This window comes from Delftia sp. WY8 (assembly GCF_018437695.1).
Lineage (GTDB): Bacteria > Pseudomonadota > Gammaproteobacteria > Burkholderiales > Burkholderiaceae_C > Comamonas > Comamonas tsuruhatensis.
Genome location: NZ_CP049795.1, coordinates 1306035 through 1331898 on the forward strand (window position 1 = coordinate 1306035; position 25864 = coordinate 1331898).

Annotated in this window: 28 protein-coding genes; 11 read left to right on the plus strand and 17 right to left on the minus strand. The window is 67.0% G+C overall.

Annotated elements, in window-relative coordinates; translation table 11 throughout:
- The first annotated feature begins 10 nt into the window (after positions 1–10).
- The 3 genes from pcaC to G4D77_RS06055 all read left to right on the plus strand — a co-directional run bounded on the left by pcaC (position 11) and on the right by G4D77_RS06055 (position 2399).
- Positions 11–409: a 4-carboxymuconolactone decarboxylase gene (gene pcaC / locus G4D77_RS06045; RefSeq protein WP_016449596.1), complete on the plus strand. Its 399-nt coding sequence runs from the start codon at positions 11–13 to the stop codon at positions 407–409.
- A 10-nt stretch (positions 410–419) separates the two neighbouring features.
- A complete protein-coding gene (locus G4D77_RS06050; RefSeq protein ID WP_154834817.1) occupies positions 420–1283 on the plus strand; it encodes an NAD(P)-dependent oxidoreductase in 864 nt (287 codons plus the stop codon).
- A gap of 132 nt (positions 1284–1415) precedes the next feature.
- Positions 1416–2399 carry a tripartite tricarboxylate transporter substrate binding protein BugD gene (locus G4D77_RS06055; protein ID WP_154834818.1) on the plus strand — a complete coding sequence of 328 codons (984 nt, stop codon included), beginning with the start codon at positions 1416–1418 and terminating at the stop codon, positions 2397–2399.
- A 7-nt stretch (positions 2400–2406) separates the two neighbouring features.
- On the opposite strand, the gene G4D77_RS06060 is transcribed toward G4D77_RS06055, so the two are convergent.
- From G4D77_RS06060 to G4D77_RS06075, 4 genes are read right to left on the minus strand one after another with little or no spacing between them, the layout of a single operon-like run.
- The gene (locus G4D77_RS06060) at positions 2407–2997 is read right to left on the minus strand and encodes a class I SAM-dependent methyltransferase (RefSeq protein ID WP_154834819.1); all 591 of its coding nucleotides are present in this window, start codon (positions 2995–2997) and stop codon (positions 2407–2409) included.
- 19 nt (positions 2998–3016) lie between these two features.
- A complete protein-coding gene (locus G4D77_RS06065; RefSeq protein WP_016449600.1) occupies positions 3017–3229 on the minus strand; it encodes a DUF2788 domain-containing protein in 213 nt (70 codons plus the stop codon).
- Positions 3230–3285: 56 nt separating this feature from the next.
- Positions 3286–4119 (minus strand): DUF2189 domain-containing protein, encoded by an 834-nt coding sequence (locus tag G4D77_RS06070; protein WP_016449601.1) that lies wholly within the window; start codon positions 4117–4119, stop codon positions 3286–3288.
- A 30-nt stretch (positions 4120–4149) separates the two neighbouring features.
- Entirely contained in the window at positions 4150–4920 is a 771-nt protein-coding gene (locus G4D77_RS06075) for an HAD family hydrolase (RefSeq protein ID WP_016449602.1), read from the minus strand.
- Between the two features lie 91 nt (positions 4921–5011).
- Between G4D77_RS06075 and hemH the strand changes: the two genes are divergently transcribed.
- From hemH to G4D77_RS06095, 4 genes are all read left to right on the plus strand, one after another.
- Positions 5012–6109 (plus strand): ferrochelatase, encoded by a 1098-nt coding sequence (gene hemH / locus G4D77_RS06080; protein WP_154834820.1) that lies wholly within the window; start codon positions 5012–5014, stop codon positions 6107–6109.
- 146 nt (positions 6110–6255) lie between these two features.
- On the plus strand, positions 6256–7230 hold the full coding sequence (locus G4D77_RS06085) for a sulfurtransferase (protein ID WP_017404609.1): 975 nt from the start codon (positions 6256–6258) through the stop codon (positions 7228–7230).
- Between the two features lie 93 nt (positions 7231–7323).
- Positions 7324–8421, plus strand: a complete 1098-nt coding sequence (locus G4D77_RS06090; RefSeq protein ID WP_016454056.1) for a YeeE/YedE thiosulfate transporter family protein — start codon at positions 7324–7326, stop codon at positions 8419–8421.
- A gap of 11 nt (positions 8422–8432) precedes the next feature.
- Entirely contained in the window at positions 8433–8606 is a 174-nt protein-coding gene (locus G4D77_RS06095) for a hypothetical protein (RefSeq protein WP_016449605.1), read from the plus strand.
- Positions 8607–8643: 37 nt separating this feature from the next.
- Here the strand turns inward: G4D77_RS06095 and G4D77_RS06100 are convergent, their stop codons facing one another.
- The 10 genes from G4D77_RS06100 to G4D77_RS06145 all read right to left on the minus strand — a co-directional run bounded on the left by G4D77_RS06100 (position 8644) and on the right by G4D77_RS06145 (position 19915).
- Entirely contained in the window at positions 8644–9639 is a 996-nt protein-coding gene (locus tag G4D77_RS06100; protein ID WP_016449606.1) for a rhodanese-like domain-containing protein, read from the minus strand.
- 110 nt (positions 9640–9749) lie between these two features.
- Positions 9750–10670 (minus strand): alpha/beta fold hydrolase, encoded by a 921-nt coding sequence (locus tag G4D77_RS06105; protein ID WP_154834821.1) that lies wholly within the window; start codon positions 10668–10670, stop codon positions 9750–9752.
- Between the two features lie 62 nt (positions 10671–10732).
- Positions 10733–12937: a 3-hydroxybutyrate oligomer hydrolase family protein gene (locus G4D77_RS06110; protein WP_154834822.1), complete on the minus strand. Its 2205-nt coding sequence runs from the start codon at positions 12935–12937 to the stop codon at positions 10733–10735.
- A gap of 52 nt (positions 12938–12989) precedes the next feature.
- Positions 12990–14057: a branched-chain amino acid ABC transporter permease gene (locus G4D77_RS06115; protein WP_013803326.1), complete on the minus strand. Its 1068-nt coding sequence runs from the start codon at positions 14055–14057 to the stop codon at positions 12990–12992.
- Positions 14058–14070: 13 nt separating this feature from the next.
- Positions 14071–15063 carry a branched-chain amino acid ABC transporter permease gene (locus G4D77_RS06120; protein ID WP_034391650.1) on the minus strand — a complete coding sequence of 331 codons (993 nt, stop codon included), beginning with the start codon at positions 15061–15063 and terminating at the stop codon, positions 14071–14073.
- Complete coding sequence (locus G4D77_RS06125; protein WP_016454051.1) at positions 15060–15809, minus strand: branched-chain amino acid ABC transporter ATP-binding protein; 750 nt, start codon at positions 15807–15809, stop codon at positions 15060–15062. The genes G4D77_RS06120 and G4D77_RS06125 overlap by 4 nt, the downstream gene beginning before the upstream one ends.
- Positions 15806–16588 (minus strand): ABC transporter ATP-binding protein, encoded by a 783-nt coding sequence (locus G4D77_RS06130; protein ID WP_154834823.1) that lies wholly within the window; start codon positions 16586–16588, stop codon positions 15806–15808. Before G4D77_RS06130 ends, G4D77_RS06125 begins: the two co-directional genes overlap by 4 nt.
- Before the next feature lie 3 nt (positions 16589–16591).
- Positions 16592–17785: a substrate-binding domain-containing protein gene (locus G4D77_RS06135; RefSeq protein WP_047474939.1), complete on the minus strand. Its 1194-nt coding sequence runs from the start codon at positions 17783–17785 to the stop codon at positions 16592–16594.
- A 348-nt stretch (positions 17786–18133) separates the two neighbouring features.
- Entirely contained in the window at positions 18134–18715 is a 582-nt protein-coding gene (gene msuE, locus G4D77_RS06140; protein ID WP_154834824.1) for an FMN reductase, read from the minus strand.
- Positions 18716–19012: 297 nt separating this feature from the next.
- The gene (locus tag G4D77_RS06145) at positions 19013–19915 is read right to left on the minus strand and encodes a LysR family transcriptional regulator (RefSeq protein WP_016449615.1); all 903 of its coding nucleotides are present in this window, start codon (positions 19913–19915) and stop codon (positions 19013–19015) included.
- Between the two features lie 111 nt (positions 19916–20026).
- Between G4D77_RS06145 and G4D77_RS06150 the strand changes: the two genes are divergently transcribed.
- The 3 genes from G4D77_RS06150 (at position 20027) to G4D77_RS06160 (ending at position 23132) form a co-directional block, all read left to right on the plus strand.
- The gene (locus G4D77_RS06150; protein ID WP_074923848.1) at positions 20027–21001 is read left to right on the plus strand and encodes a Bug family tripartite tricarboxylate transporter substrate binding protein; all 975 of its coding nucleotides are present in this window, start codon (positions 20027–20029) and stop codon (positions 20999–21001) included.
- A gap of 54 nt (positions 21002–21055) precedes the next feature.
- Positions 21056–21901 (plus strand): substrate-binding domain-containing protein, encoded by an 846-nt coding sequence (locus G4D77_RS06155; RefSeq protein WP_154834825.1) that lies wholly within the window; start codon positions 21056–21058, stop codon positions 21899–21901.
- A 163-nt stretch (positions 21902–22064) separates the two neighbouring features.
- A complete protein-coding gene (locus G4D77_RS06160) occupies positions 22065–23132 on the plus strand; it encodes a porin (protein ID WP_481764313.1) in 1068 nt (355 codons plus the stop codon).
- Between the two features lie 32 nt (positions 23133–23164).
- Here the strand turns inward: G4D77_RS06160 and G4D77_RS06165 are convergent, their stop codons facing one another.
- Together G4D77_RS06165 and G4D77_RS06170 are read right to left on the minus strand one after the other, a co-directional pair.
- Positions 23165–23413 (minus strand): hypothetical protein, encoded by a 249-nt coding sequence (locus G4D77_RS06165; RefSeq protein ID WP_154834827.1) that lies wholly within the window; start codon positions 23411–23413, stop codon positions 23165–23167.
- A 29-nt stretch (positions 23414–23442) separates the two neighbouring features.
- Positions 23443–24210 (minus strand): hypothetical protein, encoded by a 768-nt coding sequence (locus tag G4D77_RS06170; RefSeq protein ID WP_154834828.1) that lies wholly within the window; start codon positions 24208–24210, stop codon positions 23443–23445.
- 338 nt (positions 24211–24548) lie between these two features.
- On the opposite strand from G4D77_RS06170, the gene G4D77_RS06175 reads away from it, so the two are divergent.
- Positions 24549–24977, plus strand: a complete 429-nt coding sequence (locus tag G4D77_RS06175; RefSeq protein ID WP_154834829.1) for a hypothetical protein — start codon at positions 24549–24551, stop codon at positions 24975–24977.
- Positions 24978–25047: 70 nt separating this feature from the next.
- Here G4D77_RS06175 and G4D77_RS06180 read toward each other — a convergent pair.
- Positions 25048–25829 (minus strand): IS5 family transposase gene (locus G4D77_RS06180; protein WP_411529076.1). Its coding sequence is split into 2 segments (ribosomal slippage): positions 25048–25517 and positions 25517–25829, totalling 783 coding nucleotides; the frame shifts between segments, so codons are not numbered across the junction.
- Positions 25830–25864: the final 35 nt, after the last annotated feature.

The window sequence follows — 25864 nt, forward strand, 5'->3', positions numbered from 1 at the left end:
AGGAGTTTTCATGACCCGAGCCTACGCCCCCAAGAACCCCGCCCTCTTCGACCAGGGCCTGTCCACCCGCCGCGAGGTGCTGGGCGCCGAGTATGTCGATGCGTCCATCCAGAACGCCACGGACTTCAATATCGACATGCAGGAGCTGGTCACCCAGTACTGCTGGGGCGATGTCTGGAACCGCCCGGGCCTGGACCGCAGGACGCGCTCCTTCCTGAACCTGGCCATGATCACGGCGCTGAACCGCCCGCATGAACTCAAGCTGCATGTGCGCGGCGCCATCAACAACGGCCTGAGCAAGGACGAAATCAAGGAGGTCTTCCTGCAGACCGCCATCTACTGCGGCGTGCCGGCCGCCATCGACTCCTTCCGCGTGGCGTCGGAAGTCTTCAAAGAGATGGACATCTGAGGCACGCAGCATGACCACCATAGGATTCATCGGCCTCGGAATGATGGGCCAGCCCATGGCCCACCTGCTGCACGCCGCAGGGCACACCCTGGTCATCCGGGACGCCGTGCCCGCTGCCACCGCACGATTCGCGCAGGAGCATGCGGGTGTGGCCGTGGCATCCGGCGCGGCCGACTTTGCCGGCTGCAGCGTGGTCTTCACCATGCTGCCCGACTCCCGCATCGTCGATGCCGTGGTGGGCGAACTGGCCCCGCACCTGCCGCCCGGCGCCTGCATCATCGACATGAGCTCGGCCGACCCCAACCGCACGCGGGCGCTGGCCGGCCTGCTGGGCGAGCGCGGCATCGGGCTGCTGGATGCGCCGGTCTCCGGCGGCGTCAAGCGCGCGATTGCGGGCACGCTGTCCATCATGGTCGGTGGCGATGCGGACCTGCTCGCCCAGCACCTGCCGCTGCTGCAGCGCATGGGCCAGGCCATCACCCATGTCGGCCCCGTGGGCGCAGGCCATGCGCTCAAGGCGCTGAACAACTATGTCTCGGCAGCGGCCCTGATCGCCACGGCCGAGGCCATCCATGCGGGAGCGGCCTTCGGCATTGCGCCGGCCACCATCGTGGACGTGATCAACGCCTCCACCGGCAAGAACAACACCACCGAAAACAAGGCCCACCAGTTCATGCTGAACGGCGCCTTCAACTCGGGCTTCTCGCTGGCGCTGCAGGCCAAGGACGTGGGCATTGCCCTGTCGCTGGGCCAGGCCATGCACACGCCCATGGCACTGGCCGAACAGGTCAGCGCCATGGCGGCCGACGCCTCCAGGTCCCTGGGACCCGCCGCCGACCACACCGAGCTGTACAGGTACGTGGCCCCGGCCTGAGCCTGCGCCGTCTCGCCGTCGGCAAGGGCCGCATGCGGCCCTTGCCTTCCTGCCTCACGCCTCCAAACACGCCACCGACAACCGGCCGCACAGAGCCGGCGGCCCCTGCACGCGCCTCCAGGAGACAAACCCATGCGCCCCCTCATCCACAATCCCCTCGCCCAGACCCTTCTCGCCGCCGCGCTGGCAGCGGCCAGCCTTGCCGCCCAGGCCTTCCCCAACAAGCCCGTCACCATCGTCGTTCCCTACGCGGCCGGAGGCTCCACCGACGTGCTGGCCCGCGTGCTGGCCGAGGCCATGACGCGCGACCTGGGCCAGCAGGTCATCGTCGAGAACCTGGGCGGCGCCGGTGGCACCATCGGCACCAGCCGCGTCACACGCGCCCAGGCCGACGGCCACACCCTGCTGCTGCACAACATGGGCATCGCCACGGCGCCCGCGCTCTACAGCAAGCTCGCTTTCGATGTGAGGCGCGACCTGGAACCCATCGCGCTGGCCGGCGACGTGCCCATGATCCTGGTGCGCAGCAAAGGCTTTGCGCCCGCCACGCTGGCGGACTTCATCGCCCACATGAAGGCCAAGCCGGGCGAAGTGCGCTTCTCGCATGCCGGCGTAGGCGCCACCTCCCACCTGTGCGCCATGCTGCTGCTGCAGACCACCTCCACCGAGGCCACCCTGGTGCCCTACCGTGGCACGGGTCCGGCCCTGCAGGACCTGGTGGCAGGCAATGTCGATGTCATCTGCGACCAGCCCGTGGCCACCGGCCCGCACATACAGGCGGGCATGCTCAAGGGCTACGCCGTCGCCACGCGCGAACGCCTGCCCTCCCTGCCCGATGTGCCCACCTTCGCGCAGGCAGGCCAGCCCGGTTTCGAGCTTGCCGTATGGCACGGCCTCTACGCCCCGCGAGGCACGCCCCAAGCCGTCATCGAGCGCCTCAACAAATCGCTGCGCACCGCCCTGGCCGAACCCGCCCTGGTCAAGCGCTTCACGGACATGAGCGTCATCATCCCGCCCGCAGACCGCCTCACCCCCGACGCCCTGCGCCAGCACACCGTCGCAGAAATCAAGCGCTGGGACCCAGTGATCAAGGCTGCGGGGGCCAAGGCCGAGTAACGCCGCACTACGACGACACCGGCCTGCGGGCCACGACATCAAAGCGATGCCAGTGCTTGGGGCCCCGCATGCTGGGGGCCATGCCATCGAACTCATTGAAGGCCAACAGCTCCATGCCATCCAAAAGGCGCAAGACCTGATCACGCGAATGAAAGCTCATGGACTGCGAATCGGCCCAGGCATCGCGCGGCCCAAAAAAATGACCGGCGAACACACCGTCCGGACGCAGCGCAGAACGCACCAGCGACCAAAACGCATCGAAGCACTCAGGATGGCAAAAGGGCAGGCTCAGTCCAGCGTGGATCAGATGCGCTGCAGGCAAAGAGGAAAGATCCTCGAAACGGCAAGCCTGCAGCGTCAAAGCGCCGGACGCCTGCGATGCCAGGGGGCGCAAGCCCTCGATGGCCGCAGGTTCGCTGTCGATGGCGTGGACGCGCCAGCCGGTATGGAGCAGCACGCGGCACTCATGGCCCGCGCCACAGCCCAGATCGATGGCCGCTTTATCTGCCGTATCACCCGCCAACGCGTCAAGCGCCTGCACCAGCAAGGGAGATATCTTGCGTCCCTCGGTAAAGCGGTAGTAGTCCGTCCAGCTCATGGGTATGACGCCTGCGGCGTCATCTCTCCATCCACCACTGGATGACGATCTTGGCGACGTAGCCGACAAAGCCCACGCCCAGGCCCAGGAAAATCACGAAGGTGCCGAACTTTCCTGCCTTGGACTGGCGTGCCAGCTGCAGGATGATGAACACCATGAAGAGGATGAAGGCCCCCACGCCATAGGTGAGGAAGAAATGGGCGATCTGTTCTTCTGTATACCCGAATATCACGACAACACCGTCCTACATCCTCCCCTGCAGGCCCGGCCGGTCCGGGCCCGCCCGGCTCAGCGCGCCGCAAAGGTCGACGCATCCACCAGGTCGCGGTACGCATGCCAGCTCGCGTGCCCCAGCAGGGGCATCACGGCCACCAGTCCCAGCAGCCAGCTGCCCAGGCCCAGCAGGGTCAACAACACAATGAGGGCGGCCCACAGTGCCAGAGGCACAGGGTTGGCCAGCACGGCCAACCAACTGGTCAGCACGGCCTGGCGCACCGTCACCCGCCTGTCCAGCATCAGCGGCATGGCCACCACGCTGGACGCAAAAATAGGCGCTGCCAGAAAACTGCCCAGCGCCAGCCATATCGCAAACAACTGCCCGTCGCGGGCCAGCACCACGTGCTGCACGAAATCCGCCGGAGTGGCAATGCGCACGGGCGAGAGCACGGTGATCAGCGACGCCGACACCAGCACCCAGCCCGTGGCCGCCAGCGACAGCAGCAGCCCGAACTGCACCAGGCACCAGTAGCCGCCCTGCCCCTCGGCCTTGGCCGCATGGCCGTTTTGCCAGCGCGTCCAGGTACGCCGCACCAGGGACAGATCGGCAGCCTCGCCGCGCTCCAGCGCGCGGCTGATGGCGTAGAGGCTGGTCGCCACGACAGGGCCGATGATCAGGAACCCCGACAGGGCCCCGGCCATCAGCCAAAAGCGATTGTGCCCCAGCGTCAAGATCAAAAACCCGATCAAGGTCAACACCAGGCCATGAGCCAGGCTCAGCCAGGGTGCCCTGGCCATGTCGCGCGCGCCACGCGCCAGCCAGCTCAGGGGGTGTTTCCAGCCGATGCTGCGCACGGCGGGGAGGACGGGGGGGTGGAGGAAAGCTGTGCTGTGGCTGATGGGCATGGCGTGGCGCGGCTTCGCGGGCAGGCAGGGTCAGCTGTCAGCCAGCCCCTGGCACAACTGCGCAAGGCTGGCCACCGTGACGTGGGGCGTGGACCCCTCGTGAGGCCATGCTACGCCCGTGCGGTTGAGCCAGACTGCGTGCATACCCGCATCCATGGCGCCCAGCGCATCGAGCCGCGCGTCGTCGCCAATGTGCAGCACCTCGTCAGGCGCCACGCCAGCCGCCGCCGCTGCCGCGTGGAAAAAGCGCACATCGGGCTTGGCCATGCCGGCCTTGCTGGCGCTCAGCGCGGCATGGAAATGCTCGCCGATGCCCACCACATGCACGCTGGCGTTGCCATTGCTCAAGGCCACCACGGGCCAGCGCGCGGCCAGGAACTGCAGGGCGGGCAGCGCGTCCTCGTACAGGTCCACGCGCTGGCGCTCGGCAAAGAAAAGATCGAAGGCCGGCTCGGCCAGCGCGCCGTCGTCGCCATTGCGCTGCAGCGCCAGGCGGATGGACTCGCGGCGCAGGCCGCTCAGGTCATGGGCCAGGTCGGGACGATCGCGCTCGATCTGCACGCGGATGGCGCGCACGGCGGCCACGTCGCGCAGCGCCGCGGCCGTGGCCGGCGCATGGGTGTGCAGCCAGTCCAGCAGCACCTGTTCGGCACGCGAGATGGCCGGCCACACAGGCCACAGCGTGTCATCCAGATCGATGGATATGGCGCGGATGCGGCCGCTGCGGCGCAACTGCTGCAAGGCGGTCAGTGCAGGGGCAAATGAGGATTCGGCGAGGGGAGCGGTGGTGGCTTGGGACATGGTCCGAGCATAGCGAAGGCAGCCGCTGCAGGCTGCCGCCGGGTCATCGGGCTCGCATGGCAGGCCGCCGCGTCCTGCCACAATCGGGTCCATGCCATCCCGCTTTGCGCCAGAACCCCCATTCCGCCACGACCAACCCCAGCGGACCGCCGTGCTGCTGTGCAACCTTGGAACGCCCGACGCGCCCACGGCCCCGGCCGTGCGCCGCTACCTGGCGCAATTCCTGGGCGACGACCGCGTGGTCGAGATCCCCAGGATTGCCTGGCTGCCCATCCTGCACGGCATCATCCTGCGCACGCGGCCGGCCAAGTCGGCGGCCAAGTACGCCACCGTCTGGCATGAGAAGGACGGCTCCCCCCTTCAGCACTGGAGCGCGCGCCAGGCCCTGCTGCTGCGCGGCTGGCTGGGCGAGGCCGGGCACAACGTGCTGGTGCGCCATGCCATGCGCTACGGCAACCCGTCCATCCCCAGCGTGCTCGATGCCCTCAAGGCCGAAGGCGCCACGCGCATCCTCATCCTGCCGCTGTACCCGCAGTACTCGGGCACGACCACAGCCAGCGTGTTCGACGCGGTCTACGACTGGGGCCGCACCCAGCGCCACATCCCCGAGCTGCGCTTCGTCAACCGCTACCACGACGACGATTCCTACATCGACGCGCTGGCCCAGCGCATCGAGGCCCATTGGCGCGGCAACGGCCGTGGCGAGAAACTGGTCATGAGCTTTCACGGCGTGCCCGAGCGCACGCTGCACCTGGGCGACCCCTACCACTGCGAATCGCGCAAGACCGCACGCCTGCTGGCCGAGCGCCTGGGCCTGTCGCCCTCGCAATACCTGGTGACCTTCCAGTCGCGCTTTGGCAAGGCCAAATGGCTGGAGCCCTATACCGAGCCCTCGCTGATCGAGCTGGCACGCAGCGGCACCAAGCGCGTGGACGTGGTCTGCCCCGGCTTCACCAGCGACTGCCTGGAAACGCTGGAGGAAATCAGCCAGGAAGCGCGCGAGGCCTTCATGCATGCGGGCGGTGAGCAGTTCGAGTACATCGCCTGCCTCAACGACAGCGCGCCCTGGATCACGGCGCTGAGCCGCATCGCCCAGCAGCACCTGCAGGGCTGGCCCACGCAGAAGGCGCCGCAGGCCGACCTCGACGCCAGCCTGGAGCGCGCCAAGGCCGTGGGCGCACAGCGCTGAGGCCGTCCTGCATCCTGTGCACCGCGCCATATAACCCTGCCTCATGAGCAGAATGCATAAGCGTCTTTGTATATAGATGCTGCAAGCGGGACAATTGCACCTCTGTTGCTTGTCCCGCCGGTCTTCCATGGCCGGCCCCAGCCATCATGACCAAGACCTTTTCCCCTGCTCTGCGCCTGGCGGCCCCGCTGCTGGCGCTGGGCCTCGCCTGCACTGCCCTGGGCACGGCCCACGCCGCCGAACCCCTGCTCACGCCCGCAGGCGTGCAGGCCGCCGCCGGCCAGGACGCCGTGCGCATCATCGACATCCGCGATCCCAAGGCCTATGGCGAGCGCCACATTCCCGGTGCGCTCAACGCTCCCTACGGCAAATGGCGCGGCCCCGCCACCAACCCCGGTGAACTGCCGGAGCTGCCCAAGCTCACCGAACTCGTGCAGTCCCTTGGGCTGACGCCGGCCACCCACGCCATCGTGGTCTCCACGGGCGCGGACGCCACCGACTTCGGCGCCGCAGCGCGCGTGTACTGGACGCTCAAGCTGCTGGGCCTCAAGGAGCTGTCCGTGCTCAACGGCGGCATGAAGGCCTGGAACGAGCAAAAGCTCCCGCAGGACAACGAGGCCGTCAAAGTGGCCCGCAGCAGCTACCAGCCCCAGCTGGACACCAGCCTGATCGCCACGCGCGAGGATGTGGGCCAGCACGTCAGGCTCAGCAATGCGGCCCTGGTGGACTCGCGCCCCGACGCCTTCTACCAGGGCAAGACGCGCGCGCCGGCCGCCAAGCTCTCGGGCACCCTGCCCGGCGCGCAGCAGCTGGACTTCAACCAGTGGTTCGTGCCCGGCACCTCCACCTTTGTCGATACCGCCACGGCCAAGCAGATCGCGGCCAAGGTCAAGCGCGAGCAGGGCCAGGACATGGTGGCCTTCTGCAACACCGGCCACTGGGCGGCCACCGACTGGTTCGGCCTGTCCGAAGTCGCGGGCCTGCCGGGCGTCAAGCTGTATGCGGGCTCCATGGTGGACTGGACGCAGCAGGCCGATGCGCCGCCCATGGCCAACCAGCCCGGCCGCGCCGAATCCCTGGCCTACGACGCCAAGCAGTGGTGGGAAAAAAAGTTCAAATAAACACTCCCTGAGGCGCTTGCGCGCCTTTCCCCCGTGGCACGGCGCCTCTCTACCCGCTTCGCGGGGGAGGGCGACTGCATGGAGAAAAATGATATGAAACGACTTCCTCTTGCGGCCATCCTGGCCGTTTTCTTTGGCTGGCTGCTGTGGAGCGTCTCGGTGCGCCAGGCCGCGCTGTTCGCCGTGGGCCTGGGCCTGGGCGCGGTGCTGGCGGGCAAGCGCTTCGGCTTCACCACCGGCTGGCGCATGCTGATCGAGGACAAGGACGCCAGCGGCGTCTTCGGCCAGTTGCTGCTGCTGGCGCTGGCCGCTGCGCTGGCCATGCCGCTGCTGGGCCACTATCCCGAACTCACGGCTGCCCTGGGCCCGCCCAGCATCAGCCTGCTGGTGGGTGCCTTCGTCTTCGGCCTGTGCATGCAGATCGCGGACGGCTGCGGCAGCGGCACGCTGTACAAGGCCGGCATGGGCATTCCCATGAATGCGGCCATCCTGCCCGTGTTTGCCATCGGCAGCTTCCTGGGCAGCCTGCACCTGGGCTGGTGGCTGGACCTGGGCAACACCCAGCCCGTGGGCCTGGTCACGGCCTGGGGCTGGGCCCCTGCCCTGCTGGCCACGCTGGCTGCGCTGGCCGTGGTCGCGCTGGGCGTGGCCTGGTATGTGCGTGGCGCCAACGTGGCACTCAAGCGCCCCGCCAAGCCGCTGTTCGTGCGCAAGTGGGTGGTGGGCGCCGTGCTGCTGGCCGTGCTGGCCACGCTCAACCTCATCATTGCGGGCCAGCCCTGGGGCGTGGTCTACGGCTTCGGCCTGTGGGCCGCCAAGATCGCCAACGCCACAGGCGCCGTGGACCTGGCCGGCAACTGGTTCTGGAGCCAGCCCGGCAACGCCGCGCGCCTGCACGAGACCGTGCTGCTGGACGTGACCAGCATCACCAACATCGGCATCCTGGGCGGCGCCCTGTGGGTGGCTGCCGCCAAGCCCGTCAATGCCAAGCCGCTCACGGGAACGCAATGGATGGTGGCCCTCGTGGCCGGCCTGGTGCTGGGCTACAGCTCGCGCCTGGCCTTCGGCTGCAATGTGGGCGCCATGCTCTCGGGCATCTCCACGGGCAGCATCCACGGCTGGATCTGGGTGCCGCTGGCCTTTGCCGGCACCATCTTCGGCCTGCGCATCCGCCGCCACTTCAACTTCTGAAAGGACCCGCCATGACACAACAGAACAGCCTGCGCGCGGTCTTCTGGGCCGTGCTGGTCCTCTTCCTCGCCTGGGACCACCTGCACTCGCCCCCCGTGGACCTGCGCTTCGAGGCACCGCTGATCGCGGCCGGCTCGGGCAAAGCCACGCAAGGCGGGCACTGCTCGATGCCGGCGGGCAAATAGACCAAGACCAAGACCAAGACCAAGACCAAGGCCAAGGTCAGGGGACGCTGGGCGCCGGCCCCTCATCCGCGCCAGCCGTCACGGGCAGCGGCGCGGTTTCCACGTCGAAGCCAGCCGCCTGCCAGGCCTTGAGGCCGCCCACCAGCGGGCGCACGTTGGCGAAGCCCGCGCGCTGCAGCTGGCGCGCCAGCCGCGCGGCCGAGATTTCATTGGGACAGTCGCAATAGACCACCACCCCGTGGGGATGGTCGTGCTGGGGCAGCAGGTGCGCATGCGACTCGCCGCCATCGCGCGGGCGCAGCTCCCAGGACTGTGCACCCGGGATATGGCCCTGGCGGTACTGCGGCAGGGCGCGCACATCGATCACCGTGGGCTGCATGCCCTGGGCATGCAGGCCCGCCAGCTCGCGCACCGACATGCGCGGCATGCGCAGGGACCGCACCATGCGATGGCGCTGCCACCACTTGCGCACGATGAACAGCCCCAGCGCCACGGCCAGCAGCAACAGACCCCACTGGCCCAGCGCGGTGAGCACGCCCAGCAGGTCTTCCACCGTGGAGCTGAACAGCGAGCCCAGGTACACGGCCGAGCCCACCCAGATCAGCGCACCCAGCCCGTCATACAGCACGAAGCTGCGCAGCGGCGTGCCCATCACGCCGGCCAGCGCGCTGGCGATGGAGGCGAAGCCCGGCACGAACTTGGCCACCAGCAGCGACCTTGCGCCCCAGCGGCCATAGACGGTCTCGGTCTGGCGGATGCAGGCATCGGGCGACAGCGAGATGCGGCAGATGCGTCCCAGCACACGGTGGCCGTAGGCCTTGCCGGCCTGGTACCAGAACAGGTCGGCAATCAGCGCCGCGCTCACGGCCACGGCCACCAGCCACAGCAGGCGCACCCAGTCGGCGCCTTCCAGCGCACCGGTCACGACCAGCACCGGGTAGGCCGGAATCGGCGCGCCCAATTGCTCGACGAACACATTGAGAAAGACGATGCCGAAGCCGTACTCACGGATCAGCTCCACCAGAAAACCCATGTCAGGCCTCTCTTGCCCAGACGGTGCCCGCACCCGAAAAAGAAGGCGAGGCTGCACCCGTCGCAAATGCTAGCGCGGCAGCAACATCCGCGCCCGGCCCGGGTTGATGCTCAGCCGCGCTGCAGATGCTCCAGCACCCATTGCCAGTGCGCGGGCACGTTCAGCGCCGGCGCATGGCCGCAGCCGGGCACCTCCTGCCAGTGCAGCAGGCCGCGCGCGCCGGGGCCGCGCGTGGTCATTTCCCTGGCCACCTCGGGCAGCACCAGGTCCGAGTCCACACCCCGCAGCAGCAGCACGGGGATCTCCAGCGCGTCGTAGTGCGGCCAGATGCCGTAGTCGTCGTCATGGGCCGTGAACTGCTCGATCATGGCCGGGTCGTAGTGCGGCGTGACGCGCCCATCGGGCAGGCGGCGCACGCTGGTTTCGGTGAGCTTGCGCCACTCGGCCTCGCCGAGCCAGCCATAGGGCCGGTAGGCCTGGCGAAAGAAGGCCTCCAGCTCGCCCACCGTATCGAAGGCCGGGGGCTGGCCCGCATAGGACCTGATGCGCGCCAGCGCTGACTCGGCCAGTTGCGGCGCATTGTCGTTGAGCACCAGCGTCGCAATGCGTGCACGCAGCGAAGGCTCGAACAGGCCCGAGGCGCAGACCGTGCCGATGGCCCCGCCCATGGACGTGCCCACCCAATGCGCGCGCTCCAGCCCCAGCGCATCGAACAGCCCGCGCGCAATGCGGGCGTAGAAGCCCAGCCGGTATTCCTCGCGCGGCGCGCGGCTCCACTGGCTCAGGCCCCGGCCCAGCGTGTCGGGGCAGACCACGCGCCAGCCCTGCCCCGCCAGGAACTGCGCCAGCGCATCCATGTCGCGCCCCGTGCGTGCCAGCCCGTGCCAGGCGATGACCGTACCTGCAGGCTCCGCGCCGGGCGCAGGCTGCCAGTCCATGTAGTGGATCTCATAGCCCGAGCAGTGCGCGTAGCGGGAATCCGGCACGGCAACAAAAGGGGATGCGGACGAGGGTGATGCTGTGGAAGCCATGGAAGAAATCTCTGTGCAGGAGCGGCCGGCCGCCGTGGCAGCCGGCCGCCCCGGGGCCTGGCTCACTCAGGAATGCGGATCAGCCCGTCGCTGACCTCGATGGTGTTGGCCGTGCTGGGCCGCGCCACGAAGGGCGGCACCTGGGCCGCCGTGATGGCGGGCGCCGCGCCCGGCTGGCCGCCACGCGGCGTGGTCCGCACCACCTGGCTGGCGGGCAGCGCGGTGCTGCTGCGCAGGTTGGCCCACACGGCATCCATGGCCTGGTTGAAGTAGGGATGCAGCGGCACGAAGCGTGTGTCAAAGCCCGAGAACGGCAGGAAGGCATCGAAGTGCTGGGCATTCACCACCTCGATATAGCGCAGCCGCGTGCTGGAGCCATCCAGGCCACGGTTGAGCACCGTGTAGGCGCGCGCATTGTGGTTGACCGGCACCAGCGCATCGCTGCGGCCCGCCACGATGATGGTGGGCTTGCCGCGCAGCCTGCCGGTATGCAGCACCTCGTTGATGCCGGCGCGCACGGCGTCGCTCTGGGCGCGCGTGGGCACGCTGCTCTCGGACAGGTTGAAGCCGGTCACCGGATCGAAGCCCGTCACCAGCGCGTGCTGGCACAGCGCGTTGTCCAGCCCGAAGTCGGCCACGCGCGTGGAGGGCGACACGGCAAACTGCCAGGCCTTGGCCCCGCCCACCGAGTCGTTGTAGACCACCGTGGCGGGCGTGCCGTTGGCCGTGCCATTGGCCGTGGCAAAGCTCTGGGCCAGCGCAGCCCCCGTGGCGGGCACCACGTCGCCCGTGGCATTGGCGGCCGCAAAGCTGGTGCGGCACAGGTTGGCATCCACGCCAAACCGGCCATAGGCCATGGTGTACATGGCCGACAGGATGGGGCCGTTGCCCAGCGCGTAGTGGGCGTTGTGCATGCGGTCGTGGTCGCGCGTCCAGCCGTACAGGCGCAGCTTGCTCAGCGCATTGGCGGCGCGGTCGGCCGTGGTGGCGCCGATGACCAGGCCCTTGGCGGCCAGGCTGGTGCAGCGTGCCTCGGCACGCGCCGTCATGGCGGTGAGGCCTATGTAGTTGAAGATGGATGTCTCGGTCAGCGCCGCATCGGGCGCCAGCGCCGCGCAGGGCTGGTAGATGTTGCCGTAGGTGGTGTACTCGGCCAGCGTGCGGCCCGGGTTGGGCATGGTCGCATTGCCCACGGCAATGGTGTAGCCCTGGCGCGTGGGCATCTCGGTCACGGGTTCGGAGGCCACCACGCCGTCGATCAGGCCGTCCGTATCCAGCTCGGCCGCGCGCAGCACGGCCGCGCCGCCGTTGGAAGCCGAGCCCGCCAGCACCAGCGTGTTGTCCTTGCCGAAGGGCACGGGGTCCTGCGTGGTGCCGTAGCGCGCATTGAGCACATACAGCGCATAGCGGGCCGCGGCCAGCGTGTCGTTGCCCCAGTCCTTTTCAGGGTTCTGCTGGGAATGCGCGTGCTTGATGGCAATGCGGTTGGGAAACGCCGCGTTGTAGGCGGCGCGCGCCGCATCGGTCAGCCGTGCGGCAAAGAAGGACAGGCTGCCGGCATCCGTGCGCGCGGCGCGCGTGCCGTCCAGCTTGTTGACGGTGTCGTCGCTCAGGTTGTGCAGGCCCACGCCCTTGCCCGCGTCGGTCAGCGCCACGGCGCAGCCCTTTTTCAGGCCCCACTCGCCCGCCGTGCCGATGGCGCCATACACGCCGCGCGAGCCCGAGGACGGGCCCAGCACGATGCAGGGCCGGTTGCGGTCAAAGCTGTCCGGCACCTGCACGGCCACCATGGTCTGCTTGCGGCCCGTGCCGTCGTCCAGCACGGCCAGGTACTCGCGCCCGGGGATCAGCCCTTCGCCCGCAGTCACCTGCCCGTCTGCCGTGATGTTGGGGCCGTACAGCGTGCCGTAGCCGCCGCCCGCCGTGGGGTCCAGGATGCCCCGGTAGTTGGAGTACAGCGCATTGCGCCGAAGCTCCGCCGCCGTGGGATTGGCCGGGTCCGCGTACAGGGGCGCGGCTGCGGCGCCCAGGCCCGTCTTGCCCAGGCCGCCCGTCAGCAAGTCCTGCGTGGCTGCCGTGGCACCCGTGCCGGTAGCCGTGGCCGGATACACCGTGGCGCCCAGCTCGGTAAAGCCCTTGGGCAGGTCGTTGCTGGGCTCACGCTCGCCGCTGCCGCAGGCCGCCAGCGCGGCCGCCGCCAACGCCGTGAAGGCCCAGCGCCAGGGGGTTGCAGGAATCGACGACACCATCTCTTCACGCTTCAACATGCCCATCTCCTTGTGGTAGTTCTCTGATGCACGAATGCGCCAGGGGCCCTGGTCAGGCTCCGGCGCGGGAAGAACGCAGACGCCCCACGACGCCCGTGGGGAAATAGTAGACCGACAACACGAACAGCACGCCCAGCCACAGCAGCCAACGGTCGGGCGACAGCAGCGCGGCCAGCCAGGGCAGGCTGTGCGCGGCCTCGCTGGCCACGCGCAGCAGGTCCTGCAGATAGCTCTGGGCGATGAGGAACAGCACCGAGCCGATCGCCGCGCCATAGATGGTGCCCATGCCGCCGATCACCACGATCAGCAGGCAGTCCATCATGATCTCGAACGACAGCGAGGTATCTGGCCCGTTATAGCGCAGCCACAGCGCCAGCATGGCACCGGCCACACAGGCGAACAGGGCCGACAGCACGCTGGACAGGGTGCGGTACACCACCACCCGGTAGCCGATGGCCTCGGCACGGAACTCGTTCTCGCGGATGGCCTGCAGCACGCGGCCGAACGGGGAATTGACGATGCGCAGCAGCGCCAGCACCAGCACCACGGCCAGCACGAACAGCAGGTAGTAGGTGATGATGCGCCCGTCGATCAGCACGCCCAGCACCTCGTTCTCGAAGGGCTCGAAGCTGGGCGACAGCCACTCGGGCAGCTTGAAGCTCAGCCCGTCCTCCCCGCCCGTCCATTCCGACAGCTGCGAGGCAAGCGTCTGGAACGCCGCCGCCACGGCCAGCGTGATCATGGCAAAGAAGATGGCCCGCACCCGCAGCGAGAACAGGCCGATGGCCAGCGACAGCAGCAGCGACACCAGCAGCGCCGCGCCCAGGCCCAGCGCCAGAGCGCCCCAGCCCGCACCCATGCGCGAGGACGCTATCGCCACCCCATAGGCGCCAATGCCGAAGAACATGGTGTGCGCAAAGCTCACGATGCCGGTATAGCCCAGCAGCAGATCGAAGCTGGCCACCAGCACCACGAAGATCAGCACCTTGGCCGCCACGTTCAGCGCCTTCACGCCAGGGAACACGAACGGCGCCGCCGCCAGCCCCAGGAAGATCAACAGCAGCAGCACCGCCAGCACGCGGCTGCGCGGCAGGTCGCCGGAAAGCAATCGGTTGAGCATGTCGATCACTCCTTCAGCGGTTCGCCACGGGATAGACGCCCTGAGGCCGCCACAGCAGGATGGCCACCATCAGCGCGATGTTGGAGAACAGCGCCACCTTGGGCACCAGGAACCCCGTGTAGTTGGCCATCAGCCCCACCAGCAGCGCGCCGATCAGCGCCCCGCCCGTGCTGCCCAGCCCGCCGATGATGATCACGATGAAGATCAGCACATTGACCTGCGCCCCCATCTGCGGCACCACGCTCTGCTGGTACATGCCCCACATCACCCCGCCCAGCCCGGCCAGGGCCGAGCCCGCCACGAACACGCCCACGAACAGGCGGCGCACGCGGTAGCCCAGGGCCTCCACCATCTCGCGGTCCTGCACGCCCGCGCGGATCAGCAGGCCGATCTTGGTGCGCGACAGCGTCCAGGCCAGCAGGGCAAACACCGCCAGCCCCACCAGCACGGCCACCACGCGGTACTTCTCCACGGCGGCATCGCCCAGCAGCCAGGCGCCCTTCATGCCCTGGGGCAGCGGCAGCGGAATCTGCTGCGGGCCCCAGATGAGCTTGATCAGTTCCTCGCCGATGATCATGCCGCCCATGGTGATCAGGATCTGCTTGAGATGCTGGCCGTACACGGGCCGCACGATGAAGCGCTCGAACGCCAGCCCGATGGCGCCCGCCACCAGCATGGCCACCACCATCGCCGGCAGCACGGCCAGCAGGTTGCGCCACAGCTGCTCGGACCCCGTCCAGTCGCCCATGGCACCCAGCACGCTGGTGGCCACGAAGGCACCCAGCGCGATGAACACGCCGTGGCCGAAGTTCAGCACGTCCATCAGCCCGAACACCAGCGTCAGCCCCGAGGCGATGATGAACACGATCATCCCCATGGCCAGCCCCGCCACCGTCAGCGTCAGCCAGGTCGAGGCCGAGCCCACCAGCGGCAGCGCCACCAGGGCCAGCACGGGCACCAGCAGCAGCGGCTTGAAATCCACATCCAGCCTGTTCAGCTTGTTCATAGCGAAAGCCCCAGCAGCGACTGCTGCAACGCCGCGTCTGCCGAGAACTCGGCCATGCCGCCCGCGTGCACCACGCGGCCGTTGTCCATCACCGCCACGCGGTCGCCCAGGCGGCGCGCAAAGCCCAGGTTCTGCTCCACCAGCACAATCGTCGTGCCGCCCGCCTTGAGCTGGGCGAAGGCCGCGATCATGTTCTCGATGATGGCCGGTGCCAGGCCCTTGCTGGGCTCGTCCACGATCAGCAGGTCGCGCGGCTCCACGATGGCGCGCGCCACCGCCACCATCTGCTTTTGCCCGCCCGACAGCTTGCCGGCCGGGTGGTTCCAGAACTTCTCCACGGCCGGGAACATGCCGAAGATCCACTGCAGCCGCTGCGCGTCCATGCGGTCGGCGCGCGAGGCGCCGCGCGCGGCCAGCAGCAGGTTTTCCTGCACCGTCAGGTCCGCGAAGATGCCCATGTTCTCGGGCACATAGGCAATGTTCAGCCGCGCAATCGCCGGCGTGGGCAGGGCCGTGATGTCGGCCCCGCCAAAGGCGATGCGCCCCTGGCTGGCCCGCCACAGGCCCATGATGGTGCGCAGCGTGGTCGTCTTGCCCGCGCCGTTGCGCCCCAGCAGCATGGTCAGCTGCCCGCGCGGCACGGCCAGGTCCACGCCATGCAGGATGTGATAGGCCCCGATATGCGTGTGCACGCCCGACAGTTCGAGCAGGTTGGGGTTTGGGTTGAGGTTGGCGGCAGCGCTCATGCGGCCTCCTTCACGGCGCCCTGCTCCGGCACCACACCCAGGTAGGCCTGCTGCACCACAGGCGAGGCAATGACCTCGGCCGGCGGCCCATCGGCCACCAGCGTGCCATTGGTCAGCACGATGATGCGGTCGGCCAGCTCGCGCACCACATCCATCTTGTGCTCCACCAGCAGGATGATCTTGCTGCGGTCCTGCTTGAGCTTGCGTATCAGGTCCAGGATCACCGGCGCCTCGTCATGGCTCATGCCCGCCGTGGGCTCGTCGAACATATAGACCTGGGGTTCCAGCGCCATCAGCAAGGCCACCTCCAGCTTGCGCTGGTCGCCATGCGGCAGCGCGGCCACGGCCTCGTCGCGCCGGGCGGACAGGGCCACCTGGTCGAGGATGTGCAGCGCCCGCTGCGTGAGCGCGCGGTGGTCGCTCCAGATGCTCCACAGGTTCAGGCCGCGCCGGTGCGGCCCCTCGTCGCGCGCCTGCACGGCCAGGCGCACGTTCTCCAGCACGCTCAGGTGCGGGAACAGATTGGTGAGCTGGAATGCCCGCCCCAGCCCGGCCCGCGTGCGCGCCGAAGGGGCCAGCCCCGTCAGCTCGCGCCCGCCCAGCAGCACGCGCCCGGCCGAGGCCTTGAGCTGCCCCGAGATCAGGTTGAAATACGTGGTCTTGCCCGCCCCGTTGGGGCCCACGATGGCCGTCAGCGTGCCCGGCTCGAAAGCGCAGCTCACGCCGTTGACGGCCACATGGCCCCCGAAGCGGATGGTCAGATCCTCTGTGCGCAACATTGCTCAGCGGCCGTTGCGGATGGGAACCTGCATCTCCTCGGGCTTGATCTCGCGCACCAGTTCCGGCACGCCCCAGGCCAGCGCCGGGTCCACGCGGATCTTGAAGTGGTACATGCTCTGCAGGGCCTGGTGGTCTTCCTTGCGGAAGGTCATCTGGCCCTTGGGCGTGTCGAAGCTCATGCCCTCCATGGCCTTGATCAGACCGTTGGTCTTGGTGTCTCCACCTGTCTTCTTGAGCGCCGTCACGATGGCCATGGCCGCAGAGAAGCCGCCGGCCGTGAAGAAATCCGGCGGCGTCTTGTACTGCTTGTAGTGCATGGACACCAGCGCCTCGTTCACCGGGTTCTTGGGAATGCCGTAGTAGTAGTACGTGGCGCCCTCCATGCCCGGCAGATTCTTGTAGGCCGCCATGGCGGGCAGGATGTTGCCGCCCGTGGCGATCTCGATGCCGTAGCGCTTGAGGTCCAGGTCCGCGATCTTGAACGGATTGCCCGCCCCGGCCCAGACGATCCAGATGATCTTCCTGCCCGGCTGGTCCTTGAGCTTGTCGATCAGCCGCTGCGCCCCTGCCGTGAAATCCGTGGTGGCGGCAGGCAGGTACTCCTCATGCGCCAGCTTGCCCTTCTTGATGGCGTCCTTGAAGGCCTTCACCCCGTCGCGGCCGAAGGCGTTGTCCTGGGCCAGCGTGGCAATCGTCACGCCCGCCCTGTCGATGGCCACCGCATTGCTGATGGCGTCCTGGCTGGAGTTGCGGCCCGTGCGGAAGATGTACTTGTTCCACTTGTCGCCCGTGATCGAATCGGCCACGGCCGGCTCCACCAGCAAAATCTTCTTGTACTCCTCGGCCACCGGCAGCATGGCCAGCGCCACGCCGGACGACGTGGGCCCCACGGCCAGATCGGCCTTGTCATCGGAATACGCCGTGGCCAGCAGGCTCTTGCCCAGGTCGGGCTTGCCCTGGTCGTCCTTCTCGATCACCACCAGCTTTTTGCCATTCACCGCCATGCTGCCGCCCGTGGCGTACTCCAGCCCCATCAGCAGCCCGGCCTGGGTCTGCTTGCCATAGGCCTCCAGCGCGCCGGTCTTGCTGTAGACGTGGGCAATGCGGATCTCGCCCTGCTGGGCCAGTGCAGCAGGAGCTGCAGCGGCCATGGCGGCGAGTGCGATGGCGCAATGGAGGAAGGGGCGGCGGTGCATGGTTTGTCTCCTTTGGGGTTTTCGGCTTGATGGCCTGGCTGGGCCTGCCGTTTTGCAAGGGGACCATGCATGCTTTGTGCCAGGCACGCCCAGACGGCACCCAGGCGGCACCAAGACGGGGACGGCCTTGTGCCCCCGGGGCCAGGCAGCCCGTGCCAGGGCCGAAAGTGTCTGGCCATTGGACAGATTCAGTGTCTTTTTCCAAGACAGCTGCCTGAATCCGATACAGGGCAAACCATGAATTCCTGGGATGTTCCCCTGCGCCTGGCCCACCATCACGTCCTGGCCGGCCAGCAGCTTCATGAGTTCAGGAGGCCCATGGGCGTGGAGAGAAAACCGTTGTTTTCTTCAGGCAACAGCCGCTGATTCGGCCAGATGGGGCATGGTGCGCTGCCTCAGCTCGACCAGCGGCAATGCCCGCTGAACCGCCAGCGCGGCCCGCTGTAGCAGTGCCTCGTCGTGCAGGCGGTAGTCCACGAAATCCTTGTCGGTCGCGTAGACACCCAGTGGCAGGGTGCGCGCCTGTAAGAAGCTGAACAGCGGCCGCAACTGGTGGTCGATCACCAGGGCATGGCGCTCGCTGCCACCGGTGGCCGCCAGCAGCACGGGTTTGTCGATCAAGGCGTCCTGGTGGACGAAGTCGAAGAAGTGCTTGAACAGTCCGGTGTAGGCGCCGCGAAAGACCGGTGTGGCCACCACCAGCACATCCGCCTGCTCCACCGCCGCAAGCTCCCGCTCCACCGTCTCGGGCAACTGCGAGCGCCACACCGCGCCGGCAAGCTGCGGCGCGAGCTGGCCCAGTTCCACCAGGCGTTGTTCGCACGGAACTTCGTCGGCGATCAGATCAGACAGATGCTCTGCCAGGGCGGCAGACTTGGAGGGGCGCTGCAGTCCGCCGGATACGGCGACCAGACGAAGTGGACGTGTCATTGCTGCTCTCACGCAAGATGGCCGGGGTTCAACGCGGGAGCCGGTTGTGGCGACCATGCGGTCCGAGGTGAAGTGATGGCCATGACTGCTTCCCAAAATGCAAACGAACAATGGGAGCGGATGATATGGAGCCAAATCAATGAAGTAAAATGGTTTTATCTCACAATTACATGATTAAAACTCATATAAAGCTTTAAACCTGCCCCGTCGGTGCTGTTCGGGGGAGCATCCGGGTCACAAGCGAGGCGGGCATCTGCATCGCGCACAAGCGGGCCGTTGCCGAACCGGCATTCCCGCTCAGCGGCCCGCTTCCTGGGCCTGCACCAGACACTCCCGCAACGCCTGCGCCACAGGCCCGAGCATGCGATCGCGCCGCTGCAGCAGGCCCAGCGTGCGCCACACATCGGGCGCGGTCAGCGGCACGCCGCAGACCTGGGCATGGTCCTGGCGCAGGGCCAGCTGGGGCACGGCGGCCAGGCCCAGGCCCGCTTCCACCAGGGCCAGGGCGCCCGTGACGTGGTTGCATTCGTGCCAGGCCACGGGCTGCTCTGGCAGGCCGGCCATGACCTGGTCCAGCAGCAGGCGGTTGCCGCTTTGGTGGGAGACGGACACCAGGCGCTTGCCCGCCAGCTCGGCCCATTCCACCTGACTGCGCCCGGCCCAGGCATGGCTGCGCGGCATGGCCAGCACATAGCGCTCGCGCGTGAGCGCCTCAAAGCGCAGCGATGGCTCCTGGCTGCCCGTGAAGCTCAGGCCGAAATCCGCCTCCCCGCGCAGCACGGCCTCCACCACCTGGTGCGCGCTCTCGTCGATGACGTGCACCTGCACATCGGGCTGCTCCACGGCAAAGGATTTCAGTACCGGGGGCAGCAGATTGGTGGCCACCGAAGGCACGCAGGCAACCGTCACCCGGCCACGGCGCAGCTTGACCTGGTCATCCACGCGCTGCACGGCCTCGTCCAGGCCGGCCAGGGCCCGGCGCGCCTCCTGCAGGAATTCATGGCCTACCTCGGTCAGCTTCACTTGCCGCGTGGTGCGCTCCAGCAGCCGCACGCCCAGCACCGACTCCAGGCGCTCCACGCGCCGGCTCAAGGCAGGCGGCGACAGGAAAAGCGCTTCTGCGGCCAGGCGAAAACTGGCCTTCTCGGCCGTGGTCACGAAGGCGATCAGCTCCCCCATGTCGAATTTGATGCGCTGCATGCAACAGTCCCTCCAAAAGTTGCAATTCACAGAATAGCAGCCCCTGCATAGGATGGCGCCCTTGATAACGCTGCCCCCTGCGGGCAGGCAAGACCAACAAACGGAGACGACATGCACCAACGCAGACTGATCGCGGGCGGCGCCCTGGCAGCCCTTCTTTCCCTGGCCGTGGGCGCTGCCCAGGCCCAGGACTTCCCCCCCAAGAAACCCGTGGTCATGGTGGTCGGCTTCGCCGCAGGCGGCTCGGCCGACATTGCCGCGCGCATCATCGCCAAGAAGCTGGGCGAGAACATCGGCCAGAGCGTGGTCGTGGAAAACAAGCCCGGCGCAGGCGGCAACCTGGCCCACACGCAGGTGGCCAATGGCCCGTCCGATGGCTCGGTGCTGCTCTTCGGCTCCATCGGCCCGCTGGCCATCGCGCCGCACTTCATGAAGATCGGCTACGACCCGCTCAAGGACCTGGCCCCCATCACCATGGGCGTGAACTTTCCCAACGTGCTCGTCGTGCCTGCCGCCACCGGCATCAAGACCCTGGGCGAATACGTGGCCAAGGCCAGGCGCGAACCCGGCAAGCTGGACTTCGCCTCCACCGGCCCCGGCTCCGCATCGCACCTGGCCGGTGAACTGCTCAACGATGTCGCCAAGATCGACACCCTGCACGTGCCCTACAAGGGCGGCGCGCCCGCGCTGCAGGACGTGCTGGGCAACCGCGTGACCTCCTTCTACGCAGCCCCGCCCACGGCCCTGCCCCACATCGAATCCGGCAAGCTGATCCCGCTGGCCACCACGGGCCTCACGCGCCCGGCCTACCTGCCCAACGTGCCCACCGTGGCCGAGAGCTTCCCCGGCTTCAACGCCACCAACTGGTACGCCTTCGTGGCATCCGCCAAGACGCCCAAGCCCTTGCTGGACCGCTGGAACACCGAGCTGGTCAAGGTGCTGAACACCCCCGAAGTGCGCGACAACCTGCTCAAGCACGGCCAGACCGCCGCCCCGGGCACCCGCGAGGAACTGGGCCAGTTCATTGGCGCCGAGCACGCCAAGTGGGGCCGCATCATCCGCGAGCGAAAAATCACCGCCGATTGATTCCCTCGGCAGCCGTTAGCCGTTCCCCAACCATAAAAAACCAGGAGACAAACCATGACCGCCATCCGTTCCACCCCCCTGCAGTCCCCCGTGCCATCCACCCTGCGCCGCCGCACCCTGGGCGCGCTGCTGGGCGGCGCCCTCAGCCTGGGCCTGGCCCTGGGCGCTGCCGCGCCCTCCACCGCCGCCGCAGATGAAATCCGCGTGGTCACCTCGGGCGGCTTCTCTGCCGCCTACGACCAGCTGATACCCCTGTACGAGCAGGCCACGGGCCACAAGGTCGTCACCTCGCGCGGCGCCTCCATGGGCAATGCGCAGGACTCCATTCCCAGCCGGCTGGCGCGGGGCGAGCAGTTCGACGTGGTCATCCTCGCCGACTCGGCCCTGGACAACCTGGCAGCGCAAGGCAAGGTGGAAGCGGGCAGCCGCGTGGACCTGGCGCGCTCCATGATCGGAATGAGCGTGCGCAAGGGCACGCCCAAGCCCGACATCAGCACCGTGGACGCGCTCAAGCAGACCCTGCTGGATGCCAAGACCATTGCCTACTCGGCCAGCGCCAGCGGCACCTATCTGGCCAACGAACTGTTCCCGCGCCTGGGCGTGGCCGAGCAGATGAAGGGCAAGGCCACCCGCATCCTCAGCGAGCGCGTGGGCGCCGTGGTGCTGCGTGGCGATGCGGACATCGGCTTCCAGCAGGTCAGCGAACTGCTGCCGTTCAAGGAACTGGAATTCGTCGGCCCCCTGCCCGATGAAGTGCAGCAGCGCGTCTTCTTCTCCGCAGGCGTGGCCACCGGCGCCAAGAGCCCTGACACGGCGCGACACCTGATCCGCTTCCTGGCAGCCCCCGCCGCCGCGCCCATCGTGCGCAGCACCGGCATGGAGCCGGCGGCCAAGCCCTGACGGCAGGCCCCCGAGCCCTCAAGGCCCTCTAGGCCCGCAAGGCACTCAGGCCCTCAACACACAGGGGGCCTTCACCCCTCCCCGGTTCGACCTCCATTCAGCGGCGCTGCAACGGCACTGCTGCGGCATGCCGCTGCCCAGCCCTATCACCCTCGCCACACCCATGAACACCAAAACCCTGGTGCTGATCACCCTCGCCGCCGCACCGCTGTCGGCCCTTGCGCAATCCAGCATCACGCTCTACGGCATTGCCGATACCGGCGTGCGCTACACCAGCGGCCTCACCGCTGCCAACGCGGCCAGCAACACATCGGGCGCCGCGCTGTCCAGCGGCGTCAACACCACCAGCCGCTTCGGGTTTCGGGGCCGCGAAGACCTGGGCGGCGGCATGTACGCCCTGTTCAACCTGGAAACCGGCCTGAACCTGGACACCGGCACCACCGCCAACTCCAGCAAATTCTTCGACCGCGCGGCCATCGTGGGCCTGGGCGGCAACTGGGGCCAGGTCACGGCCGGCCGCCAGACCAACCTGCTGGCAGAGGCCATCAGCCCCGTGGACCCCGTGGGCATGCGGTTTGCCGCCTTCAACCCCAACATCGCCACCGCCGCGCTCAGCAGCCACGGCCTGGGCGTGGAATACGGCAGCGCGGGCGCCACCACGGGCTCGTACCGGCTGGACAACTCGGTCAAGTACACCGGCCGCTTCGGCGGCCTCACCGCCCGCGCCATGTACAGCTTTGGCGAGACGGCGCAAGGCGGCTCCGCCCGCTCATCGGCCGGCGCGGGCCTGGCCTATGGCACGAAGACATGGACCGTCTCCGGCGCCTACCAGCGCTTCAAGACCGCAGACCAGTGGGAGCTGAAAGCCGCCACCCTGGGCGCAACCTACAAATGGGACAACCTGCGCCTTGCGCTGAACACCGCGCGCAGCGACGGCCAGACCAACGCCACCACCGCCCGCACCGTGCAGCGCGTGCACTCGCTGGGCGCCACCTGGTCTGCCCGCAGCACGCTGGACCTGACCGCCGCCCTGTACCGCGTGGAACGCGAACGCAGCGGCCGCGCCGCAGAAGGCTACACCCGCGCCCTGCTGTTTGCGGAATACAAGCTGTCACGCCGCAGCAAGCTGTATGCGGAACTGGACCGCACGCATTGGAGCGGAGGGTTTCAGGGCGGGCAGAACAAGGATGTGGCTACGGGGGTGACTGCGGGGTTGATGCATAGCTTCTGAGGGGCGCTGCGAGCACTCGCCCCATTGCCAACTCAACCGCCCAGCTTTTTGAATGGCGTGTCGGAAGTGATCCAGCCCTTGCCCTGGGGGCAGATCACTTCCTTGTAGCGCAGCTCCTTTTCAAAGCTCCACTGCTGGCCGAATGCGCAAACGTCCCCTGCGTTGAGGACAAATGCCACCGTCTGTGGATCGCCTTTTTTCAGCAGAACATCGACGCTTTGCGTCGCTTCCCACCGCCCACTCGGCGACTGGCTGCATCCCAGAGTTGCCAGCAACGCCATGATCGCGCCCCTTCGCAATACGGTTCTCATCAACTGCCTTTCTTGTAGTTGTCGCGCTTCAGAACTCTGTCGGATCGAGAGATGGCGATCAGAAGCTCTTTGGGAGAGACCATACGCGATGAAGACGGAACCATCTGGAACCGTGGGTCATGGGCAAGAATCCCAGCGATCTCAAGCACTTCAGCCACATTGGTAGAGCAGCTGTTGTCTGTAAGACTGTATGGCTTCTGGGCGGCGACACGGCTGTCAAGTTCAGACTTGATTTTTGCCTTTTCCGCCAATGAAACTCGCAAAGTCAGCCCCACAACATCCCGGTACTCCAAGTTGGAACTCAAATAGCCAGATCTTTCAAGAACGGCGTAGCGGCTGTGCGACTGGCTATAGACCTTGCCATCCAAATCAATCGCCGCGTGCCCCCACTGCGATCCTGTGCTGATCAAACGTCCATCAAAGATCAGCACCTCAATCGTTGATGCTTGCTGCACAGGCTCTACGCGCATGCGTTGCGCCATTCTTCTCTCGTAGCCAAAAATCGCAGGCGGCTGCTTCAGGAGCTCGAACATACGTGTCGCTGGTGCTATACGCCCCTTGATCATCACCTGATCACCGGTCAATAGCTGAAACGCCTCGATAGCACGCTCCAGTTCCTGGGACCATCTTCCATCTACCCGCAACTGTCTGCGGCAAGGATCACGTTCAAAGTGCCCATTGAGCAATTTCTGAACAACCACCACGTCCTTGGGATGGTTCATTGCCGAACGGCCCACCGGGCCCGAAATTTTCTCAGTCTGTGACATTCCCGCTCCCTCCGTAGCTATGCATCATGAAAACGATAGTTATAAGCTATCAACAAAGAATGCAAAGCTTTATCTGATAGAGGTACACAGGTTTCACGTATGCTCAGGTCAAGAGAGCCCCTGCAAACTGCTATCGCTTACCCTCGAGAGGGCCGAAAACTCCGTTTCCAACGACACTGGACCACCGCAGGAAGGAAGCCGCTGTGGTCATACGCTGACGGGCTACACGAAACGTGCAGTCTGCCCACTTTGCGACGGGGTCACGTCTTTAACGTGAGGCGCACTTCGGCCAGCACCGGACTTTCGATGCCAACACCCAGCTTTGCTCAGGAGACCCTGTGAATCACGCAATCGAGGACTTAACGGCAAAGCCGCCACTGCTGGAAGACCCGACATATCCAGGGCGCACCGGCGGGTACGTGGCGCGCATCACCGGGAAGCTTTTGCAGGAAGCGGCGATTGCTGGGCATCGTCAATTGTTTTTGCCCTCGCCGACTTCGGCGACGAGCTCGTGCGTGTATTTGGGCTCGGACGCCAGAGGAACGCCATTGTGCGAGGTGCCTGGCGAGTTTTACGCCGCCGTCTTTTCGCGAATCAAGACTCTGTTCAGTCCTGATGCGGTAGACGACGCAGGGGTGCGCATCGTAGCGTACGGCGGTTGTTCATTTGCAATCTCCATCACCGCTCCCTTAGCGGAGCATTGCGGCGCATCGCTCAGCATCCGTCCAGCAGGAGTGGACGAGGTAGACGCCAAGGATGGGGGATAGTGGGCATGGCCTGCAAGAATCGGCCATGAACAGTCAGCCACAGCGACTTCCGAGCAGCGGCTTAGAGTGGCTAACACCACCGATCCACGAAGCGCGCACAGATGATCGCCGCGGCCAGTTTCAGCAGCGCTTCGTGGATATCCAGTCGTCTTTCAAAGCGGATTCGCAGCTTGCCAAAGCCTGCAAACCAGCTGTGCGTCCTCCCCACCACCCACCGGTGTTTGCCCAGCCGCTCGCTGCTCTCAATGCCTCGTCTAGCAATCCGGCCAATGATGCCCCGCTGCCTCAGGTGGGCTCGGCATCGCTTGAAGTCGTAGCCTTTGTCGGCGTGCAGCTTTACCGGTCTTCTACGGGGACGTCCTGGCAGGCCTGCAATCGCAGGAATCGCGTCCACGCACCTCTCGAACATCTTGGAGTCGTGCCGGTTCGCTCCGCTGACTAAGATCACCAGCGGGATGCCTCTGGCATCTACAACGATGTGTCGCTTGGAGCCGAGCTTGCCTCTGTCCGTCGGGTTGGGCCCCGTTTCCTGGCCCCCCGGGGGCTTGGCACCGAGGAGCCATCAATGCTGCCTCGGCTCCAATCGATTTGGTCATGTTCACGCAAGCGAGTCAGCATGGCCTGGTGCAACTGTTCCCAGACACCAGCGGCATTCCAGTCGCGCAGGCGCCTCCAGCACGTCATGACGCTGCCGTACCCAAGGGATTGGGGAAGGTCTTCCCACGGAATGCCTGTTTGCAGTACGAACAAGATGCCGTTGAGGGCGGCTTCATCGCTGACTGCGAGCTTGCGGGCACCACCTTTGGCGGAAGGTACGAAGGCTGGGACGAGGGGTTGTAGCTGTTGCCACAGTTCTTTGCTTACGGTCGTCGTGCCATGAGGGCAGC

What these genes read in the sequence shown, in the direction of transcription:
- pcaC (WP_016449596.1), top strand. Translation starts at nt 11, where the DNA reads ATGACCCGAGCCTACGCCCCCAAGAACCCCGCCCTCTTCGACCAGGGC.
- G4D77_RS06050 (WP_154834817.1), top strand. Translation starts at nt 420, where the DNA reads ATGACCACCATAGGATTCATCGGCCTCGGAATGATGGGCCAGCCCATG.
- G4D77_RS06055 (WP_154834818.1), top strand. Translation starts at nt 1,416, where the DNA reads ATGCGCCCCCTCATCCACAATCCCCTCGCCCAGACCCTTCTCGCCGCC.
- G4D77_RS06060 (WP_154834819.1), bottom strand. Translation starts at nt 2,997, where the DNA reads ATGAGCTGGACGGACTACTACCGCTTTACCGAGGGACGCAAGATATCT.
- G4D77_RS06070 (WP_016449601.1), bottom strand. Translation starts at nt 4,119, where the DNA reads ATGCCCATCAGCCACAGCACAGCTTTCCTCCACCCCCCCGTCCTCCCC.
- G4D77_RS06075 (WP_016449602.1), bottom strand. Translation starts at nt 4,920, where the DNA reads ATGTCCCAAGCCACCACCGCTCCCCTCGCCGAATCCTCATTTGCCCCT.
- hemH (WP_154834820.1), top strand. Translation starts at nt 5,012, where the DNA reads ATGCCATCCCGCTTTGCGCCAGAACCCCCATTCCGCCACGACCAACCC.
- G4D77_RS06085 (WP_017404609.1), top strand. Translation starts at nt 6,256, where the DNA reads ATGACCAAGACCTTTTCCCCTGCTCTGCGCCTGGCGGCCCCGCTGCTG.
- G4D77_RS06090 (WP_016454056.1), top strand. Translation starts at nt 7,324, where the DNA reads ATGAAACGACTTCCTCTTGCGGCCATCCTGGCCGTTTTCTTTGGCTGG.
- G4D77_RS06095 (WP_016449605.1), top strand. Translation starts at nt 8,433, where the DNA reads ATGACACAACAGAACAGCCTGCGCGCGGTCTTCTGGGCCGTGCTGGTC.
- G4D77_RS06100 (WP_016449606.1), bottom strand. Translation starts at nt 9,639, where the DNA reads ATGGGTTTTCTGGTGGAGCTGATCCGTGAGTACGGCTTCGGCATCGTC.
- G4D77_RS06105 (WP_154834821.1), bottom strand. Translation starts at nt 10,670, where the DNA reads ATGGCTTCCACAGCATCACCCTCGTCCGCATCCCCTTTTGTTGCCGTG.
- G4D77_RS06110 (WP_154834822.1), bottom strand. Translation starts at nt 12,937, where the DNA reads ATGTTGAAGCGTGAAGAGATGGTGTCGTCGATTCCTGCAACCCCCTGG.
- G4D77_RS06115 (WP_013803326.1), bottom strand. Translation starts at nt 14,057, where the DNA reads ATGCTCAACCGATTGCTTTCCGGCGACCTGCCGCGCAGCCGCGTGCTG.
- G4D77_RS06120 (WP_034391650.1), bottom strand. Translation starts at nt 15,063, where the DNA reads ATGAACAAGCTGAACAGGCTGGATGTGGATTTCAAGCCGCTGCTGCTG.
- G4D77_RS06125 (WP_016454051.1), bottom strand. Translation starts at nt 15,809, where the DNA reads ATGAGCGCTGCCGCCAACCTCAACCCAAACCCCAACCTGCTCGAACTG.
- G4D77_RS06130 (WP_154834823.1), bottom strand. Translation starts at nt 16,588, where the DNA reads ATGTTGCGCACAGAGGATCTGACCATCCGCTTCGGGGGCCATGTGGCC.
- G4D77_RS06135 (WP_047474939.1), bottom strand. Translation starts at nt 17,785, where the DNA reads ATGCACCGCCGCCCCTTCCTCCATTGCGCCATCGCACTCGCCGCCATG.
- msuE (WP_154834824.1), bottom strand. Translation starts at nt 18,715, where the DNA reads ATGACACGTCCACTTCGTCTGGTCGCCGTATCCGGCGGACTGCAGCGC.
- G4D77_RS06145 (WP_016449615.1), bottom strand. Translation starts at nt 19,915, where the DNA reads ATGCAGCGCATCAAATTCGACATGGGGGAGCTGATCGCCTTCGTGACC.
- G4D77_RS06150 (WP_074923848.1), top strand. Translation starts at nt 20,027, where the DNA reads ATGCACCAACGCAGACTGATCGCGGGCGGCGCCCTGGCAGCCCTTCTT.
- G4D77_RS06155 (WP_154834825.1), top strand. Translation starts at nt 21,056, where the DNA reads ATGACCGCCATCCGTTCCACCCCCCTGCAGTCCCCCGTGCCATCCACC.
- G4D77_RS06160 (WP_481764313.1), top strand. Translation starts at nt 22,065, where the DNA reads ATGAACACCAAAACCCTGGTGCTGATCACCCTCGCCGCCGCACCGCTG.
- G4D77_RS06165 (WP_154834827.1), bottom strand. Translation starts at nt 23,413, where the DNA reads ATGGCGTTGCTGGCAACTCTGGGATGCAGCCAGTCGCCGAGTGGGCGG.
- G4D77_RS06170 (WP_154834828.1), bottom strand. Translation starts at nt 24,210, where the DNA reads ATGTCACAGACTGAGAAAATTTCGGGCCCGGTGGGCCGTTCGGCAATG.